The sequence below is a fragment of the Candidatus Nitrospira neomarina genome (assembly GCF_032051675.1).
GTDB lineage: Bacteria > Nitrospirota > Nitrospiria > Nitrospirales > UBA8639 > Nitrospira_E > Nitrospira_E neomarina.
Genome location: NZ_CP116968.1, coordinates 3,398,961 through 3,415,243 on the forward strand (window position 1 = coordinate 3,398,961; position 16,283 = coordinate 3,415,243).

The following is a 16,283-nucleotide window of genomic DNA, read 5'->3' on the forward strand; positions in this document are numbered from 1 at the left end:
AGGAGAAAGGAAGTTTAGAAATAATGGAGATACCGACCTATAGTGAATTATTAAAACTTGTCTGGTTTCTGGTGTGGCGACACGTGGTGATTCTGATGTTTGTGAGTATGACGATCGGATGGGCGGTTCCTGTGATCTTCAATAGCACGATCTCTGCAGACTCTCAGTATATTTTAGAAATCTGTATTTATGGGGTGTTATTCTTCGGCATCACCCCGTTTATATTGAAGACCCTGTTTCAAAAACAATTTCAAGGTTTTCAAGTCATCTTCCAACGCGAACCCGACTCACCACCACTTTCCTCATCCTAAAATTGGGTCATTCAGCATATGATGATTTCGGTCTCCTTCAGGTGTGTCACTGAAATATTCGTCTCTCCTGGTCCGACGCCTGCCGTCTGGCCTAAAGGAGGGACGCTCTCATCCACCGGCGGGCCTTGTTTGAGCCCGGCGAGTTGGTCCGCCCTCATTAGATTCGCGTCCATCCGCTCTCATAAGGCCAGATGGGGCGTCACTGGTTTTGGGTCCTTTTGCCGAAACAAAAGGCCTGCCCTGAGCCAAGCCGAAGGGGCCTCGGCTGCCGGGCCGAAACCCGGCAATACGGGAAATGCCGTGGGGGCGGGATTTGGGAACACAAATAAAATCCCTTCACCTTCCAACAATTTTCTGAACCCCCCATGATGTTCCTTTGAATACAAACCATCACGAGATGACCCAAGAACCTTAAACTCACTATGATCAAAATTTTTCCTCAATACACATTCTGAAACTCATATGAAAATCGCCACCTGGAACGTCAACTCCATTAAAGTCCGGATCCCCCACTTGATGGAATGGGTCAAACAAGCCAACCCGGACATTGTCCTGCTGCAAGAACTCAAAACCACAGAGGACCAGTTCCCCAGAATGGCGATTGAGGAACTGGGCTATAATATGGCCATAGTTGGACAAAAAACCTACAACGGAGTCGCCATTCTCTCCAAAGCCCCGATCGAGATCGAACACACCGCACTGCCTGGCGCCCCTTCCGACGAACAAGCCCGCTACGTGGAAGCGGTGGTGGGGAACGTTCGAGTAGCTTCAATTTATTTACCCAATGGAAATCCACTGGGGACAGAAAAATTTTCATATAAGCTCGCCTGGTTAGATCGCCTGATCACGCATGCGCAATTGCTTTTAGCCCTGGAAGAAGCCGTGGTATTAGGGGGAGACTTTAACGTCTGTCCCACCGACCATGACGTCTATAATCCAATGGGATTTGCCGACGACGCCCTCTGTCGTCCTGAGTCACGTGCCCGTTTTCGGGCCCTCTGCCATCTCGGGTACACCGATGCCCTTCGAGCCCTGCACCCCGAATTGGGGCTCTACACCTATTGGGATTACCAGGCCGGCCGATGGAATCGGGACGAAGGGCTTCGCATCGACCACCTCCTGCTCTCTCCACAAGCGGCAGACCGGTTAGTCGCTGCAGATGTTGATCGGGGACCGCGCGGAATGGACAAACCTTCCGATCACACCCCCGTCTGGTGTGAACTGTCATAGTAAAAGGGATATCACCTGGCCATAGGCTGATCAATATAGAAAGTCCATATTTTCTTTGTTCCTTTCCGAACACTGTTTATCTTTCTTTCTAGCCCAGGTGATAGCCCGTTATGAAAATTTTCCAGACATCTAAAAAAAATCCCACGCTACCCGATTGGCAAATGAAGAAAAATCTTCTATTCTGTAACTCTTTTGGGAACAAACACCCAAAATACTGTAATGCTTATTTTCTGCTGAGAAATTCCTGCTCCAATCCGACGAGCATTCATCACGCATGGACTCCATTAAATTCGGGACTTCAGGGTGGCGGGCCATTATGGCCGAGGACTTTACGGTCCGGAACATCCGTATCGTGTGCCAGGGAATCGCTCAATTTCTCCGTCAACAGAAGCTGGGGCAACAAGGCATCCTTATTGGCTACGACGCACGATTTTTAGGGGAACATTTTGCCAAAGTGGCTGCAGAAGTCATGGCGGCCCATGGGATCCCTTGTCTGATTTGCGACCGGGACACCCCGACCCCGGCTATCTCCTACCACGTGGTCAGTCGCAAATTATCAGGAGCCATGAATATCTCAGCCAGCCACAATTCTCCTGAATGGAACGGGATCAAATTTACGCCGGACTGGGGAGGACCGGCGCTGCCTGAAACCACCAAGGCCATTGAACTGCGCATCCTACCGCTGTTGCATGGAGAACACATCAAATGGCTCCCCTGGGAGCGGGCGACACACGATGGCATGGTGCGGCATTTCGATCCGCAACCCGAATATTTGAAAGCTCTGGAATCGCTGGTGGATCGCGACCGGATCCGGAACGGCCGGATCCGGGTGATTTTTGATCCCCTCTATGGAACCTCCAGGCATTATCTGGATGAATTCCTCCGACAAGCCGGGGCAAAAATGGCCGTCTTACATCATTGGCGAGATCCGTATTTTGGAGGATTTCGACCGGAACCGACCGACGAGACACTTCAGGATCTGCAAGAGACCGTTTGCCGCGAAGGGGCACACCTTGGCCTGGCGACCGACGGAGACGGAGGCCGGTTTGGCATCGTAGATGCCGACGGCACCTTTGTTCAAGCCAACTACATCCTGGCCCTCTTGTTGGATTATCTCATTCGCAGTCGGCAATGGACCGGTGGAGTTGCCCGCTCGGTTGCCACCACCCATCTCATTGATGCCGTGGCAGCACACCATGGACTCACCGTCCACGAAACCCCGGTCGGATTCAAATACCTCGGCGAATTGCTTGCGAAAGGGGAAGTGGTGTTTGGCGGGGAGGAAAGCGCCGGAATGTCCATCAAGGGCCATGTACCGGAAGCAGATGGGATCTTGGCCGGGGCGTTGGTCGCAGAGATGGTGGCCTTTACGGGACAGACCATTCAGGAGTTACTGAATGACCTTTTTGATCGAGTCGGCGCTACGTTCACGACACGACAAGATCTGCCGATGGGCGACCACCTCAAGACACAGGTCAAGCAGGTCTTTGAACATCCACCATCGGAGTTTGCCGGAGCCGAGGTCATCCATGCCAATAAACTGGATGGCTGCAAACTCATCCTGCCGGATAACTCCTGGTATCTCATTCGATTGTCCGGAACCGAATCCCTCGTCCGTTGCTATGGCGAAGCCAAAACCCCTGAACGACTAGAAGAAATTATGCAGGCTGGGCGGGAACTACTGCATTCTCCTCACAATTGAATGTTCACGGGCTTAGAACCCATGGACCTCTCCTCCTCGATACACTGTCATGTTTAGTGAATCAAACTTTATGGACAGGTTATGGCCTGTAGCGTGAAACAGATTTGGTAAAGGGGAAATGAGGTGGGTCAGGCAATTGACCGGAGAAATCCAGACATAGGAGAAAAATTCCGTTTTCAATTCTCTTATGTAGAGGGATCAATAATTTTCAGCCTGGGCATTCCGGATCGATAAAATCCTCGGTCTCGAGTCAACAACGCATCCGCCTGGTGAAGAGCGTGAGCCCCAATAAGAAAGTCAGCCACCATACGATCTCGCCGTCCACCCTTTTGCCGATAATCCTTCCACAATCGCCCGGCAAAAAATGAAGCCTCAACCCCTAAGGGGGAAAATTGCACTCCCAAAGTTTGCAAAACCTCCTGGGCATCGCTCTCAGAAGGAAAAACAGCAGAAACCTCGGCCCACACGACCTCACAAGCGACTAAAGATCCTTGATTAATGCATGAACGAATAGCCTCTTTTGAGTGAACCCCATGAATGGGATCGGCCCCAAAAAGATCAATCAGGACGTTCGTATCAATGGCCGTAATCACTTGGGATCAGGTTTCCCTCGTAATGCCGTCATGGTTTGATCAGTGCGTTGCTTGGTTTTTAATATGCCAAACAATGCTCCCACCGGATCAGACATTTGAGCTTTTGTGGCTACCAGCCTCCCTTTCTCTTCTCGAAAATCCAACACTTGTCCGGGAAGAAGACCTAAACGGTCTCGAAGAGGTTTGGGGATCGTCACTTGTCCTTTTTCAGAGATGGTTGTTTTCATACTTTTATTGTAAGAATTCCTACTCATTTGGTCAAATTACAATACCCGTAGCAAATCCAGAAGAATCACCCTCATGTTCTTCTTCGTTCGTCCAAAATGGTACCGTACCTCACGAATTAAATCAGGGTTTATTCATATAATGGCGAAGGAAACTCCTCTTCGCTTGCTGAGGGGAGCTTCACTTTCTTTCAGCTATTAGAAAAATATTGATTCGAGTGGTATGGAGTAAAAAAGCGGGTGGGCATCCGCCCACCCGCTACGACTCGTTGTGATGAAGAGAAAAAGAATAGAGATGAAGATCCTACCCCGTCAGACGGCGGTTAGCGCCATGGCTTTTTCGATCCTTTTGGCTGTGGCCTTGGCATTGCGGGCTAACCGTTTTTCTTCAACTTTATCGAGTTCATGCTCTATGGCCTGAAAGGCTGAGCGAATGGCTTCTTCAAAGGTTTTTGATTCTTTTCTGGCAGTCACCGTTCGACGCCGGGGAAGCGTCACGACAACCAGCGCCTCCGCGTTATCAGCCCCTTTTTTATGATGGGCATTTTTCGTAAGAGTGACACGGGCATGAATGATGCGGATCGTATCCGTTTGCAACGCCTCAGTTCGTCTCTCAATTTCGGCTTTCCACCGAGGGGTCATGCCAACGTTTCGGCTCTCAATTTTTACATCCAGCGATTGTTCATCCATAGACACTCCTTCTTTGGCTGTTCGTTCAAGCTGTGAAACATCCAACACCTTCCGGCCTGTTTTTCGGATGACGAAATCCTGAGTCAACCCTCCTTTTCTTCTTGTTTCTTACAGTGTAAAAATTTCTCTTTCTTCAGTCAAAGGCCTCATCACGAAATCTGTAATTTTTTTTCTCATTGCAAGACTGATACAGTATATCAGGATAGGTGGAATACCAAGAAGTTTCCACCCTCTCAGCTCAGAGGAGGGCTAGCAGATGTCTATAAATGTAAACGTCAACAGGAGAAATCTTATGAAAATCGGCATGGCATTAGGGTTCGGCGTTCTCGCCAAAACTCTCGGCGTGGCATTGGCCGCTCCCTCGACCCCAACCGGGGGGTCGGATATCACCAAAATCACGAAAACGGATGAAGAGTGGAAGGCGCTGTTAACCCCCATGCAATACCGTGTCTTGCGGCATGAAGACACCGAGCCACCCTTTACCAATGAATATCATCAAAGTAAAGCCAAAGGTATTTACCAATGCGCAGGATGTGATCTGGCGCTCTTTTCTTCCGACACAAAATTCGACAGTGGGACGGGATGGCCCAGCTTTTGGCAACCGATTTCGGAAAAAGTGGTCGAAACCCGCACCGATTGGAAATTGATTTATCCACGAACCGAAGTCCATTGCGCCCAATGTGGTGGCCACCAGGGACACATATTTGACGACGGCCCACCGCCGACGGGATTACGCTATTGCATTAATTCTGCGGCGTTGAATTTTGTTCCGGCGTAGCAAAGCGTTGGTGCACTAACTGCTCGACTGCCGGAAAATGTCGCTCCGGAAGATTTCGAAACCGTTTTCGGCAGTCAGCCACCGCTTCTTCAGCAGACGTATAGTGTCTGGAAGAAGGAAGCAGGTTTTTTGAATACTCGCGCAGTCGCCTCGCGACCATGGGGGCCAAGGTTTCATCCCCGGCCAACGCCTGCGCCGCCGCTTCAATCTTTCCCTGATAGGTGACCAACGCCTGAAATCCAAGACCTTTCAATCGTTGGGTGACGGTGCTGCGATCCCACCCTAAAGCTTTAGCTGTCACCTGCATATCGAATCCATGACGTCGCAGGCATTCCAACACCATGTCATCTTCCAATCGTTCCAGTTCCACCCGACCGTGTCCCTCACCCTTCACTGACGGCAGGACGGGTCTACTGAGATGCAAATCTGCTTCGGTAATGAGGGAACCGTTGGCCAACGCCACGGCCTGGGCCACGGTTTGTCGAAGTTCTCGAATATTGCCTGGCCAGTGATAGGCCATGATCGAATCCAGTGCCCCTTGCGTGAACATCACATTCATTCGATCCTGTTGCCGGGAAAAATACTGTAGGAAGGATTGGGCCAACAAAAGATAGTCTTCCTCCCCTCGTTCCCGAAGAGGAGGCAGAGTCAACACAATACTCCGCAGTCGATAATAGAGATCTTCCCGGTATCGGCCGGCCTCCACATCCTGTTGAAGATTGCAATTTGTCGCCGCGATAATTCGCACATTCACCTGAGTGAGCCGGCTTTCTCCAACCCGGTGAAATGACCCGTCCTCCAGAAACCGCAGCAATTTTGCTTGCAAATCGGATGGGAGTTCGCCGACTTCATCCAAAAAGAGCGTTCCACCATTTGCCGTTTCAATATACCCCTCACGACCAACCGCGCCGGTAAAGGCTCCCTTCACATGGCCGAACAATTCTCCTTCAAATAACTCCGCCCGGATCGCAGCCATATTTACCGACACAAATGGCCCACGACGCCGGGGACTCAATGCATGGGCCGCTCGTGCAAACACCTCTTTGCCCGTACCCGTTTCTCCCAATAGAAGAATGGGGCCCTGGGTTCTAGACGCTTTTTTTAAATCCTGAAATACGCGAAGGACCGCAGGGGCACGGGTCAGAATATGAAGCGACTCACATTCTTGCAGTAATGCCTGATTCTCCCGGGATTCGGACATCTGATGCCCTGCATGCTGCATGGCCGGCACCTGCCGACGAAGATCCTTCAATTCAATCTGCAACCGGTCAATCTGTCGTCGGGTATCTTCTACCTCGGCTTGGGAACACTCCAATTGACGAGACACCCCCCCTTGCTGAGTTTCTAAACCTTCAATAACCGTTGCCGACCGGTGTACATGATCGTGTGCCACATGCAAGCAAGTCTCGAGTTCATGGACATGCTGTTGTCTCTCTGCCAGCTCTGTTTCCAATTGTTGTAGCTGCTGTCGCCCTTGAGTGATCCGCCGTTGGATAATCGACCGGGACCGGGACAACCGCCAAGCCAGCGTTCCCCCTACGGTCATTCCTAAAGCCAAACTTGTACTCAGGATCGGCCACACCCAACCACTATGAAGTCCCCACAGCAGAGCAAGCCCCGCAAGAAGAATAACGGGTAGGCCCATCATCCCAAGGCGGATCAGCGGAATTTCCCGAAGAATAAACCAGGCGAAGAACAGTCCTACGCACACTGTCAGCAGGAAAGCGACCCATACAGGAGTCGTGGAGACCCATCCCTTGGTCAGTACCGCATTGGTCAATAAGACATGAAGAAATTCAGCCGGCACCGCTGATTCCCACGGGGTTGAAAGAGTTGGATTCGTCGACACAGGAGAAAAAAACATCACCGCTTTTCCGCGAAACATCTTGGTTAATTGATCGCGATCTTTACTCTGAATGATGTTCCACACATCCGCAAAGACATACCTGGGAAAGGGTGAAGTGGCCCAACGTCCAACAAACCGGAATTGAGGGTCGTTGATCTTCGGATTAGCTGTGTCCGTTCCTGATAACAACGAGGCCATTACGAGACCGATCGGAGGATGTGGCGATGAACCTGCAGAAAGGGCATGGGACTTCACACCCCTAAACACCCCATCCGCATCAGGTATCACGTCCAGTGTCCCCAGTGCGGTTGCCGCATCGGCCAAGGCGGGAGGAACCGAATACGGGTAGACCACAGACCCGACTCGTTTAGTCACTTCAGCCAGTCGAACCAGTCCAGCCAACCCCCCACATTCCGAGGCTATCGGGGAGGACACATCAATTGAAGGAACGATAACCGCAGCGCCAGCCTCATGAAGGGACAGCAGTGTGGATTCCAACACGGAAAGATCCCATCGTCCTTCCCCACATAACGCGGGACTGGTGCTCTTTGTGACCGTCACCATGACCAGTGAAGGGTCGACAGGTCCAGGGGTCATGTGGGCCAGTTGCCAATCAGTCAACCAACGTTCTCCCTGGGGAAAAAGTGAGGAGACGCTAAAAGCCAACACCGTGCTCGCCAGTGAAAAGGCGAGGGCCAATGTCATGGTCTTGAAACGATCCGTCATTGAGGTCCTAATCATAGAAAATCCAGGAAGTTCCCACTCCCATACATGCAACCCACCTCAGAATTACAACCCCGGCATGACGGTCTGGTCCGGACATCCATTTGCCGCCAATTGCCAGTCTGCGGAAAAACGTTCAGACGATTCAGGAGCAACGGCTCGAACGACCTGACAGGAAAAGGGATCTCCTTCTTTCGCCGTTTGCAGAAAATAATTTCGGATCTGAGGATCTGCCGGAACCAAGCGACCACGCTCTCCATTCACATACCAGGCATGGAGGGTATGTTGGGCAGACTGATCACCGGCCAAGGCCTGGTCGATCACCCATGCAACAACGGGTTCATTCGGCGTCAGGTGGTCCCAGGACCCTTCATCATTGGCCACCTGATTGGACATGGGATGGGGAGGAGCCAACCGGTGAAGATCTTCTCGAATGAGACCAAAGCCGGTTAACACCTCCTGCCGGTCACCGGGCGAAAAGAGATGTCGATGCAGGCCGCGACGGAATTGTGAGAGCTGTTCTCTGGCGGTCTGGGTGAGCGAATCGGCCATCGTGGCCCGACTACTCCGAAACCACCATAACATCGCCAAGGGGATGTTGCGATCCACACCACTGCCATTGGCATACATCGAAGCCAACAGGCTTTGGGCTTCGCCCGATCCGCCTTCCGCCGCCAGACGAAGCGGCTCGACCGCTTCACCGGTCCGGTTCTGAGCACGAAGCACGACCCCCAAATGAAACCATGCATCGACAAATTGAGGCTCAACCTCGACCGCTCGTTGAAAGGCGGCAACAGCCTGAGACAAGTTCCCCGCTTCAGCCTGAGCTTTTCCAATGGCAAAATGGAGGTGTGCCCAGGCCGGTTGCAATCGAGAAGCGGATTGCAGGGCGACCACAGCCCTTTCCCATTGTCGGGTGGCCAGAAGCGCCGAGCCCAACTGAGACCACCCCGGAGCCCATTCAGGACGCTGACCCGTTACCACATCAAATTCAACCGCCGCCTCGTCGACAAGTCCCATGGCAGCCATGGCGACTCCCAAATTATAATGGAGCCATACTCCATCTTTGGCAAAGGGATCCCGGCGTAATGCCTCACGCCAGAGCGAGGCGGCCTGCGCCCAATTTCCCTGACGACTCCAGACAACACCAAGCAGCAATCTCGCTGAAGTCAATCGGGGATCGAGAGAAATGGCCCTTTCCAGTGAAGGAACACTGGCTGATTCGTCTCCTTTCGCAAACAACGCCACACCGATATTGTAATGCGCGGCTACAAGGTCAGGTTGAAGTACTAACGCCTTCCGGGAATGTCCGATCGCCTCGTGATAATTCCCCTCTTGCAAACGGAGTAATCCCAAATTGGCATAGACCTTGGGGAGTTCGGGCTCCAACGCCAGGGCACGCCTCCAGGCCTGTTCGGCCAGAGTATTTTCATGTGATGCATAATAGGCCAACCCCAAGGCTTCATAGGCATGCGCCCAATGAGTTGCGTCATGAATCGTCGCTTGAAAATGGGCCACAGCTTGCACAGGATCTCCTGCAGCCAAATACCCCAATCCCAACGCATAATGGGCTTCAAAAAAATCAGGCTGAAGGCGAAGGACCGCCCGCCATTGCGCCAGGGCCTGCGCAAGGCGACCATCTCGCACCAGAGAGATACCATAGTTATACGAAACCAGGGCTGACAGGTGATACCGCAAGGAGGCCGTGTGAAAATCCAACCGTTCCGCTTGCGACCAGGCCGCAATGGCCCCTTTTAAATCCCCCGTTTTGGCCAGGGCTACCCCAAGATTATGATAGGCATCGGCATAGCCAGGCCGTTGACGAGCAGTCTCCCGAAACTCATCAATGGCCACATCCAGTTCATTCGTGAGAAAAAAATCAATCCCTAACTGAAGATGCGCTTCCGCGGAATCATGAATGGTGGATGAATCCGCTTGGGAGGCATCAGTCACCTCTGCAGAGGAGGGGTAAACGAAAAAAAGCCCCAGCGAGAGGAAAAATCCCAACATCACCGCCCAGACCGTCAAGTAGGCAGGTACCCCTCGATTTACCATCAGTAAAAATTTAGCCATTAGAGATGGGTAAGGTTCAAGAAAACACACGACACCCTCATGAACACCAACTTCAATGTATTAAGAAATCAAGGAAAATGGAAGGGCGCACAGGGAGGATCAGGCCTTTACCGCCATCCCCTGAGAAAAATAGGCGAAAGGCTTCGGAACGCCGGGAAGATAAAAGTTTTCGAGTGCGGAAACTGTCCAACCCTGCGCCTGAATCATCTGAATCATTGGACGGTTTAAATGACAGCCATCGCCAAGATGTTTCCATGCCGGCGTAAGACCATCCTGCCACCGGCGAACCCAACGATCCGGACTTTGTCCATGCTCTAAAAACAACAATTGTCCTCCAGGTCTCACAACCCGATGCAATTCCTGCAGGGCCTTCGAAAGTTGAGGAACGCTGCATAAGGTCATGGTGCTCACAACCGTATCAAAGCAGGCTGAGGGAAAGGGGAGCGCTTCAGCCAGGGCCAGGGCAAGATGAACGGGAATCACCGCCTCAGCCTGAAGCGAGCGGGCCAACGGGATCATCCCGGGGTTGGGATCAATCGCCGTCAAGGAATGGATCTGGGAAGAATAGTAAGAAAAATTGGCGCCGGACCCAAACCCGATTTCCAAAACCATCCCTGACGCCTTTGCAACCAACGCCTGCCGAAAGGGGACAAAACCCGCTTGCCCCATACTCCAATGGACCAGCCTCGGAAACACTCGTCGTGCATACCACCCGCGTTTCATAAGAGACCTTCAGGGCAATTGAATTTGTCTTCTAATTTGCCTTTTCCTAAGCATCAGAATAACGTTTATCCTCCTACAGTAGTCCGACAGCAAGCCCATGTGCCGGAATCCAATAGACGAGATCTTTCAATTTCCCCCGGTTCCTCTAAGAATGAATGACCCGAATGCCAAAGGTCGTTGATAAAGTTTTTACCTCCAGAATGTATACGGTGACAGTGGCATACCTGACCCCATCGATAAGTAATCCAGAGGAAGGGAATGGAGCCTGAAGACCTGACTTGAATGAGTAGGTGCCGGAAGCCCGACTCCTGCTCTCACAAAGGGTCTGTTGAAAAAAGCCGCCAGCGGCGTTCTCGCCATTTTCCCGTGCTCACGTACTAAACGTACGCTCCGCGCGCAAAAACGCCTGCGGCCTTGCTGGACGGACTTTTTTGTACCGACCCGGAGCCTTTGATGAGTCATCTAATCCTGGGCAAATTTGCCCTTGAAAATCTTTATTATTCAACCCTCCCACAAAAGCCCTCACTCATGCCTTCGCTTCATTCCGGTCACCCAAATGAAGGAAGAACTCCCAATTCAGAACCCCAGTTCGAATCTCGACACAATTTTTTGTAAGGGTAGGACTCCTGACAAAGACGATTTAGATGTCGGTAGGATTATTGGTGCCGAAGGCGGGACTTCAAGTCGCAGGAGCGGAAGCCTGTCTCCTGCTCTCACTTAGGGAGCCAGCCCCCTCGTGCCTCCGCTACGCTCCGGTCACCCCATGAAGGGGGAATACCCCCTTCAATACCCCATGTTCAAGCCCCGCTTTTTACCCCATTGAGAGTAAGAAGAGTTTGGAAGTACGAGAAGTATATGAAGTCGGGGAGATTGTTGGTGCCGAAGGCGGGACTTGAACCCGCATGGGTTTCCCCACACGCCCCTCAAACGTGCGTGTCTGCCATTCCACCACTTCGGCACGAAGTAGGCAGATTATGAAACCTCTTGATGTCCTTGTCAACGCGTGAAACGCGGAGTAGAATCCCGGCCATTCTCATTAATTAATTGACCGCCCGAATTAGAGCTCATCATGACCCGCTCGACCTCTTCGCCCGCACCCCTGACTCATTCTCAACACTGGATCGGTGCCTTTTTCGATGTGGATAACACATTGATTCCCGGCGCCTCGATTGAAATCGGATTTTTCCGGTATCTCTGGCAAGACGGTGTCGTGGGTTGGCCGGAGGTATGGCACAGCCTGGAATATGCCATTCGTCACATGCCCCCCGTTTCGTTCAATCCTCTGCGACGGAGGAAGCTGTATCTGATGGGGCATGATGTCTCCCTCATTGAACAGATGGCCAGCGAGTACGTGGAGTTATATGTTGTTCCACGGGTCTCAGCGAGGGCTTTGAATCGATTATCCCGTCATCGGGATGCCGGACATGTCGTAGCCTTCGTCAGCGGATCACCTGAGTTTTTGGTGAAACCACTGGCCGAGGCACTTGGAGTCTCATTGGTATTTGGTGCGAGACCGGAATCCCAGGAAGGACTCTATACGGGCAAGGTGTTTGCCCCGTTGCCCTATGGTGAGGGAAAAGGGCGGTATGTGGAGCGCCTGGCCGCCCGCTTCAATCTGGACCTGACACGTAGCTATGCCTATGGCGATAGCCCTGGAGATTTCCACGCGCTCCAGCTGGTTGGCCATCCTTTTGTCGTAAATCCCATTCGCGGCATGGCGCGCATTGCCCGCGAGCGGGGTTGGCCGATTACACAATGGGCTTAGGAGGCCGCCATCCGGGATGAAACCGACCTGCGTGCTTACGCCAAATTGACCGCTTCTCCGGTCCTTGTTCATCAGAATAGACTTTCTATTCTCCGCACATCATCAAACATATCACTCAACCCGATCCAACCTTGTGACGATTACTCATCTCCGACAGCCACCTAGCGCACCCTTTTCTGTCCCCTCCCCCTCACCCAACTTTTTGAGTACAATGGTATCTGTTGTGTGCTGGAGTTGAGAGTGTTTATGGCCACTTTGCCTTCTTTAAAGATCACCGAAATCTTTCATAGCCTTCAAGGGGAATCCACCCGTGTGGGGCAACCGTGCGTATTTGTCCGGTTAACGGGTTGTCCGCTTCGTTGCACCTGGTGTGACACGGAATATGCCTTTTATGGTGGAAATACCATGCCGATTGAGACAATTCTGGCCCAGGTACAATCATATGGTTGTCCGCTCGTCGAGGTGACCGGCGGTGAACCATTGCATCAACCTGGCTCTCTGGTATTGTTAACACAATTATGCGAGGCTGGATTTCAGGTGATGCTGGAAACCAGCGGGGCGTTTGATATTGCCAACGTGGATGAGCGGGTTTCGATTATTCTGGATGTGAAATGTCCGGGCAGTGGAATGACGGACCGGATGCGGTGGGATACCCTTAGGCATTTGTCTGGAAAAGACGAAGTGAAGTTTGTTTTGAAGGACCGGGCGGATTACGAGTGGGCGCGCGATATCGTGAAGCAGTATTCATTGGGAGACCGCTGTCCCGTCCATATGAGTCCGGTCTTTGGCGTCCTCCATCTTCAATCCTTGGCTGAATGGATCCTGGAAGATCGACTGCCTGTTCGTTTTCAACTCCAATTGCATAAAGTGATCTGGGATCCCCAAACCCGTGGCGTGTAACACTACCACGGCAAGGGGATCTGTTTACGTTTGGGGCGATTTATTTATTGAGGAGGCGTATGAATATTCTTGTGAAGAGTGGTGAAGCCACCGCGACGACAACGGATGTGTTGGTGTGTTTGGAATATGAACAGGACAAAACCTGGAGCAAAGCCGTCCGGCCGGTCGACCAGAAACTCGGTGGACAGTTGAGCGCCCTGCGCAAAAGTGGAGAATTTTCCGGCAAGCCGAATAACACCGCCTTATTACATATCGATGGGAAATTGCCCGCAAAACGCGTGCTTCTTGTCGGCCTTGGAGCACGGGAGACGGTGACCTTGGAACGAATTCGTCAAGCAATGGGGACCGCTGCCAAACGCGCCCGCACCGCCAAAGCCAAAGGGATCGTTTGCGTGATGCCGGACGTGCCAAAGAGCACCGGCCCTATGAATGACGTGGCCCAAGCCATGGTGGAAGGGGTCGTTCTTGGGACTTATCGGTTTAATGAGTACCGCACGGACCGCACGGACGATACTCACTCCTTGCAATCCTGCACCCTACTCACCACCTCCAACGCTCACATGAATGAGGCCAAAGATGGCGCCAAACGTGGCCAAATTCTTGGGGAATCCACCTGTTTCGTCCGGGATTTGTGCAACCACCCCGCGAACGTGATGACGCCCTCCCGGGTCGTCACCGAAGCCAAAAATATCGCCAGGGAGGCCAAAGTCCGGCTCAAAGTGTTGGACCGCAAACAGCAGGAAAAACTCGGCATGGGCGGATTATTGGGGGTCTCTCGTGGCAGTATCGAACCGCCCCAATTTATCATTCTGGAATATATGGGTGGCCCTCGCACCCAAAAACCCATTGTCTTTGTCGGCAAAACGGTAACCTTTGATAGCGGTGGGATCTCCCTAAAACCATCGGAAAACATGGAACAGATGAAGGCCGACATGACGGGTGGAGCCGAAGTGTTGGCGACGATTCGAGCCGCCTCCCGGCTCAAGCTCCCGGTCAATGCGATCGGCCTCCTGCCTGTGACCGAAAACATGCCGGGAGGACGGGCAACCAAACCCGGCGATATCCTTACTATGCTCTCCGGAAAAACGGTGGAAGTCCAAAATACCGATGCGGAAGGTCGGTTGATTCTTGCTGACGGTTTGGCCTATGCCTCCCGTTTCAAACCCGCCTGCGTAATTGACATCGCCACACTGACCGGTGCGGCTGCTGTCGCCTTAGGACAGTTCGCGATTGGCATGCTGGGTAATGACGATCCCCTGAAAGCCGACATCAAAAAGGCCGGCAATCAGGCCGGGGAACGGGTCTGGGAAATGCCCCTGTGGGATGAATATTTTGAACAGCTCAAAAGTGACGTGGCGGACATGCGGAACATCGGTGGGCGGGGAGGCGGAATGATTACGGCGGCGATGTTCTTATCAAAATTCGTTGGGGACCATCCCTGGGTCCATTTGGACATTGCCAGCACCGATTGGGGTACAACCGAACGGCCGTATACTCCTAAAGGTCCGACAGGTATCGGGACCCGGTTGCTCATTCAATATTTGCTGAATCACGTCAATCGCTAGTCGGCAACACATAGCGATGTCTAGCGCTGAACTCGTAGGGCAATTGTGTATGATCGGGTTCGAAGGGACGGAGGTCACTCCGGACCTTCGAGCCTGGATGCAGGAATTCCGACCAGGAGGGATCATTCTTTTTTCCCGCAATTTGGTTGACCCTGCCCAAATCGCACACCTCACGAACGACCTCCAAGCCCTGGCCGATGACATCCCGCTGCTCATCGGCATCGACCAAGAAGGCGGACGCGTCTCCCGCCTTCCTGCAGGCTTTACCATCTTTCCTCCTGCAACCACCGTCGCCCACTCGGGATCCACGGAACTGGCTTACCAGGCGGCTGCCGTGACCGCTAAGGAGTTACGCGCCGTAGGGATTAATATGAATATGGCACCGGTTTTGGACATCCATACGAATCCCTCCAATCCTATTATCGGAGATCGGGCGTTTGGGACCGAACCGGAACAGGTGTGCATTATGGGAGCGGCCACTCTCGCGGGCCTGCACGATCATCGCGTATTGGCCTGCGGAAAACATTTTCCTGGTCATGGCGACACCAGTACCGATTCACATGTGGAACTGCCGGTGGTCCACGCCACACGGGAGCGGCTGGAGAGTGTGGAGCTCAAACCATTTCAATACGCCATTGCTCATGGCCTTCAAGCTATCATGACGGCCCACGTCCACTATCCCGCCCTGGACCCCACAAACCCCGCAACCCTCTCTTCCATGATATTGACAGATATCCTTCGGCAGCAGATGGGATTTTCCGGTGTCATCTTGAGTGACGACTTGGAGATGGGCGCCATTGTGAACCATTCGACAGTCGGCGAGGCCGCTGTGCACTCGTTGCAAGCCGGAGTGGATATGTTATTAGTGTGCAAAACCCGCAGGCTGGCGACCGATACGATTAAAGCCGTCAGTCGTGCTGTTGAATCTCACACATTGGATCAAAGCCGCCTTGAGACGAGTTTGGCCCGTATCGCCTCCGTCAAACAGCAATTTGTCTTCCCCTATCACCCAATCGACATTCCCTCCATCCCTATGACTGTAGGGATTTCCGCCCATCGCCATGTCTTAGCACAGATCCAAGGACAGTTTCGCACCCTGACCTGAAGGCACAGAACTGAGAAGACGGATTTCCGGACGGGCTCCAATAAGGAGTAGGAGG

14 protein-coding genes and 1 tRNA gene are annotated in these 16,283 nt (G+C 52.5%); 8 read left to right on the plus strand and 7 right to left on the minus strand.

Going from position 1 to position 16,283, the window contains the following annotated elements:
* The first annotated feature begins 23 nt into the window (after positions 1–23).
* The 3 genes from PQG83_RS14585 to PQG83_RS14595 all read left to right on the plus strand — a co-directional run bounded on the left by PQG83_RS14585 (position 24) and on the right by PQG83_RS14595 (position 3,243).
* A complete protein-coding gene (locus PQG83_RS14585; protein WP_312742478.1) occupies positions 24–311 on the plus strand; it encodes a hypothetical protein in 288 nt (95 codons plus the stop codon).
* 462 nt (positions 312–773) lie between these two features.
* The gene (gene xth / locus PQG83_RS14590) at positions 774–1,541 is read left to right on the plus strand and encodes an exodeoxyribonuclease III (protein WP_312742480.1); all 768 of its coding nucleotides are present in this window, start codon (positions 774–776) and stop codon (positions 1,539–1,541) included.
* 274 nt (positions 1,542–1,815) lie between these two features.
* Positions 1,816–3,243, plus strand: coding sequence for a phosphoglucomutase/phosphomannomutase family protein (locus tag PQG83_RS14595; RefSeq protein WP_312742482.1), 1,428 nt, complete (start codon positions 1,816–1,818; stop codon positions 3,241–3,243).
* 185 nt (positions 3,244–3,428) lie between these two features.
* Here PQG83_RS14595 and PQG83_RS14600 read toward each other — a convergent pair whose 3' ends face one another.
* The 3 genes from PQG83_RS14600 to PQG83_RS14610 form a co-directional block, all read right to left on the minus strand.
* Complete coding sequence (locus PQG83_RS14600) at positions 3,429–3,836, minus strand: type II toxin-antitoxin system VapC family toxin (protein WP_312742484.1); 408 nt, start codon at positions 3,834–3,836, stop codon at positions 3,429–3,431.
* Positions 3,833–4,063, minus strand: coding sequence for an AbrB/MazE/SpoVT family DNA-binding domain-containing protein (locus tag PQG83_RS14605; RefSeq protein ID WP_312742486.1), 231 nt, complete (start codon positions 4,061–4,063; stop codon positions 3,833–3,835). The genes PQG83_RS14600 and PQG83_RS14605 overlap by 4 nt, the downstream gene beginning before the upstream one ends.
* Positions 4,064–4,372: 309 nt before the next feature.
* Positions 4,373–4,837: an HPF/RaiA family ribosome-associated protein gene (locus tag PQG83_RS14610; protein ID WP_312742487.1), complete on the minus strand. Its 465-nt coding sequence runs from the start codon at positions 4,835–4,837 to the stop codon at positions 4,373–4,375.
* Between the two features lie 205 nt (positions 4,838–5,042).
* On the opposite strand from PQG83_RS14610, the gene msrB reads away from it, so the two are divergent.
* Positions 5,043–5,528 carry a peptide-methionine (R)-S-oxide reductase MsrB gene (gene msrB / locus PQG83_RS14615; protein WP_312742489.1) on the plus strand — a complete coding sequence of 162 codons (486 nt, stop codon included), beginning with the start codon at positions 5,043–5,045 and terminating at the stop codon, positions 5,526–5,528.
* On the opposite strand, the gene PQG83_RS14620 is transcribed toward msrB, so the two are convergent.
* The 4 genes from PQG83_RS14620 to PQG83_RS14635 all read right to left on the minus strand — a co-directional run bounded on the left by PQG83_RS14620 (position 5,494) and on the right by PQG83_RS14635 (position 11,851).
* Complete coding sequence (locus PQG83_RS14620) at positions 5,494–8,115, minus strand: sigma 54-interacting transcriptional regulator (RefSeq protein WP_312742492.1); 2,622 nt, start codon at positions 8,113–8,115, stop codon at positions 5,494–5,496. The two genes, msrB and PQG83_RS14620, sit on opposite strands and share 35 nt — an antisense overlap.
* A gap of 48 nt (positions 8,116–8,163) precedes the next feature.
* A complete protein-coding gene (locus PQG83_RS14625; RefSeq protein ID WP_312742494.1) occupies positions 8,164–10,170 on the minus strand; it encodes a tetratricopeptide repeat protein in 2,007 nt (668 codons plus the stop codon).
* A 99-nt stretch (positions 10,171–10,269) separates the two neighbouring features.
* Positions 10,270–10,893, minus strand: a complete 624-nt coding sequence (locus PQG83_RS14630) for a class I SAM-dependent methyltransferase (RefSeq protein WP_312742497.1) — start codon at positions 10,891–10,893, stop codon at positions 10,270–10,272.
* Positions 10,894–11,767: 874 nt separating this feature from the next.
* Positions 11,768–11,851 (minus strand) — tRNA-Leu (locus tag PQG83_RS14635).
* 111 nt (positions 11,852–11,962) lie between these two features.
* Between PQG83_RS14635 and PQG83_RS14640 the strand changes: the two genes are divergently transcribed.
* The 4 genes from PQG83_RS14640 (at position 11,963) to nagZ (ending at position 16,228) form a co-directional block, all read left to right on the plus strand.
* Complete coding sequence (locus PQG83_RS14640) at positions 11,963–12,658, plus strand: HAD family hydrolase (RefSeq protein ID WP_312742498.1); 696 nt, start codon at positions 11,963–11,965, stop codon at positions 12,656–12,658.
* A gap of 246 nt (positions 12,659–12,904) precedes the next feature.
* A complete protein-coding gene (gene queE, locus PQG83_RS14645) occupies positions 12,905–13,558 on the plus strand; it encodes a 7-carboxy-7-deazaguanine synthase QueE (protein WP_312742501.1) in 654 nt (217 codons plus the stop codon).
* A 59-nt stretch (positions 13,559–13,617) separates the two neighbouring features.
* Complete coding sequence (locus PQG83_RS14650; protein WP_312742504.1) at positions 13,618–15,123, plus strand: leucyl aminopeptidase; 1,506 nt, start codon at positions 13,618–13,620, stop codon at positions 15,121–15,123.
* Positions 15,124–15,139: 16 nt separating this feature from the next.
* Complete coding sequence (gene nagZ / locus PQG83_RS14655) at positions 15,140–16,228, plus strand: beta-N-acetylhexosaminidase (protein ID WP_312742507.1); 1,089 nt, start codon at positions 15,140–15,142, stop codon at positions 16,226–16,228.
* Positions 16,229–16,283 lie beyond the last annotated feature (55 nt).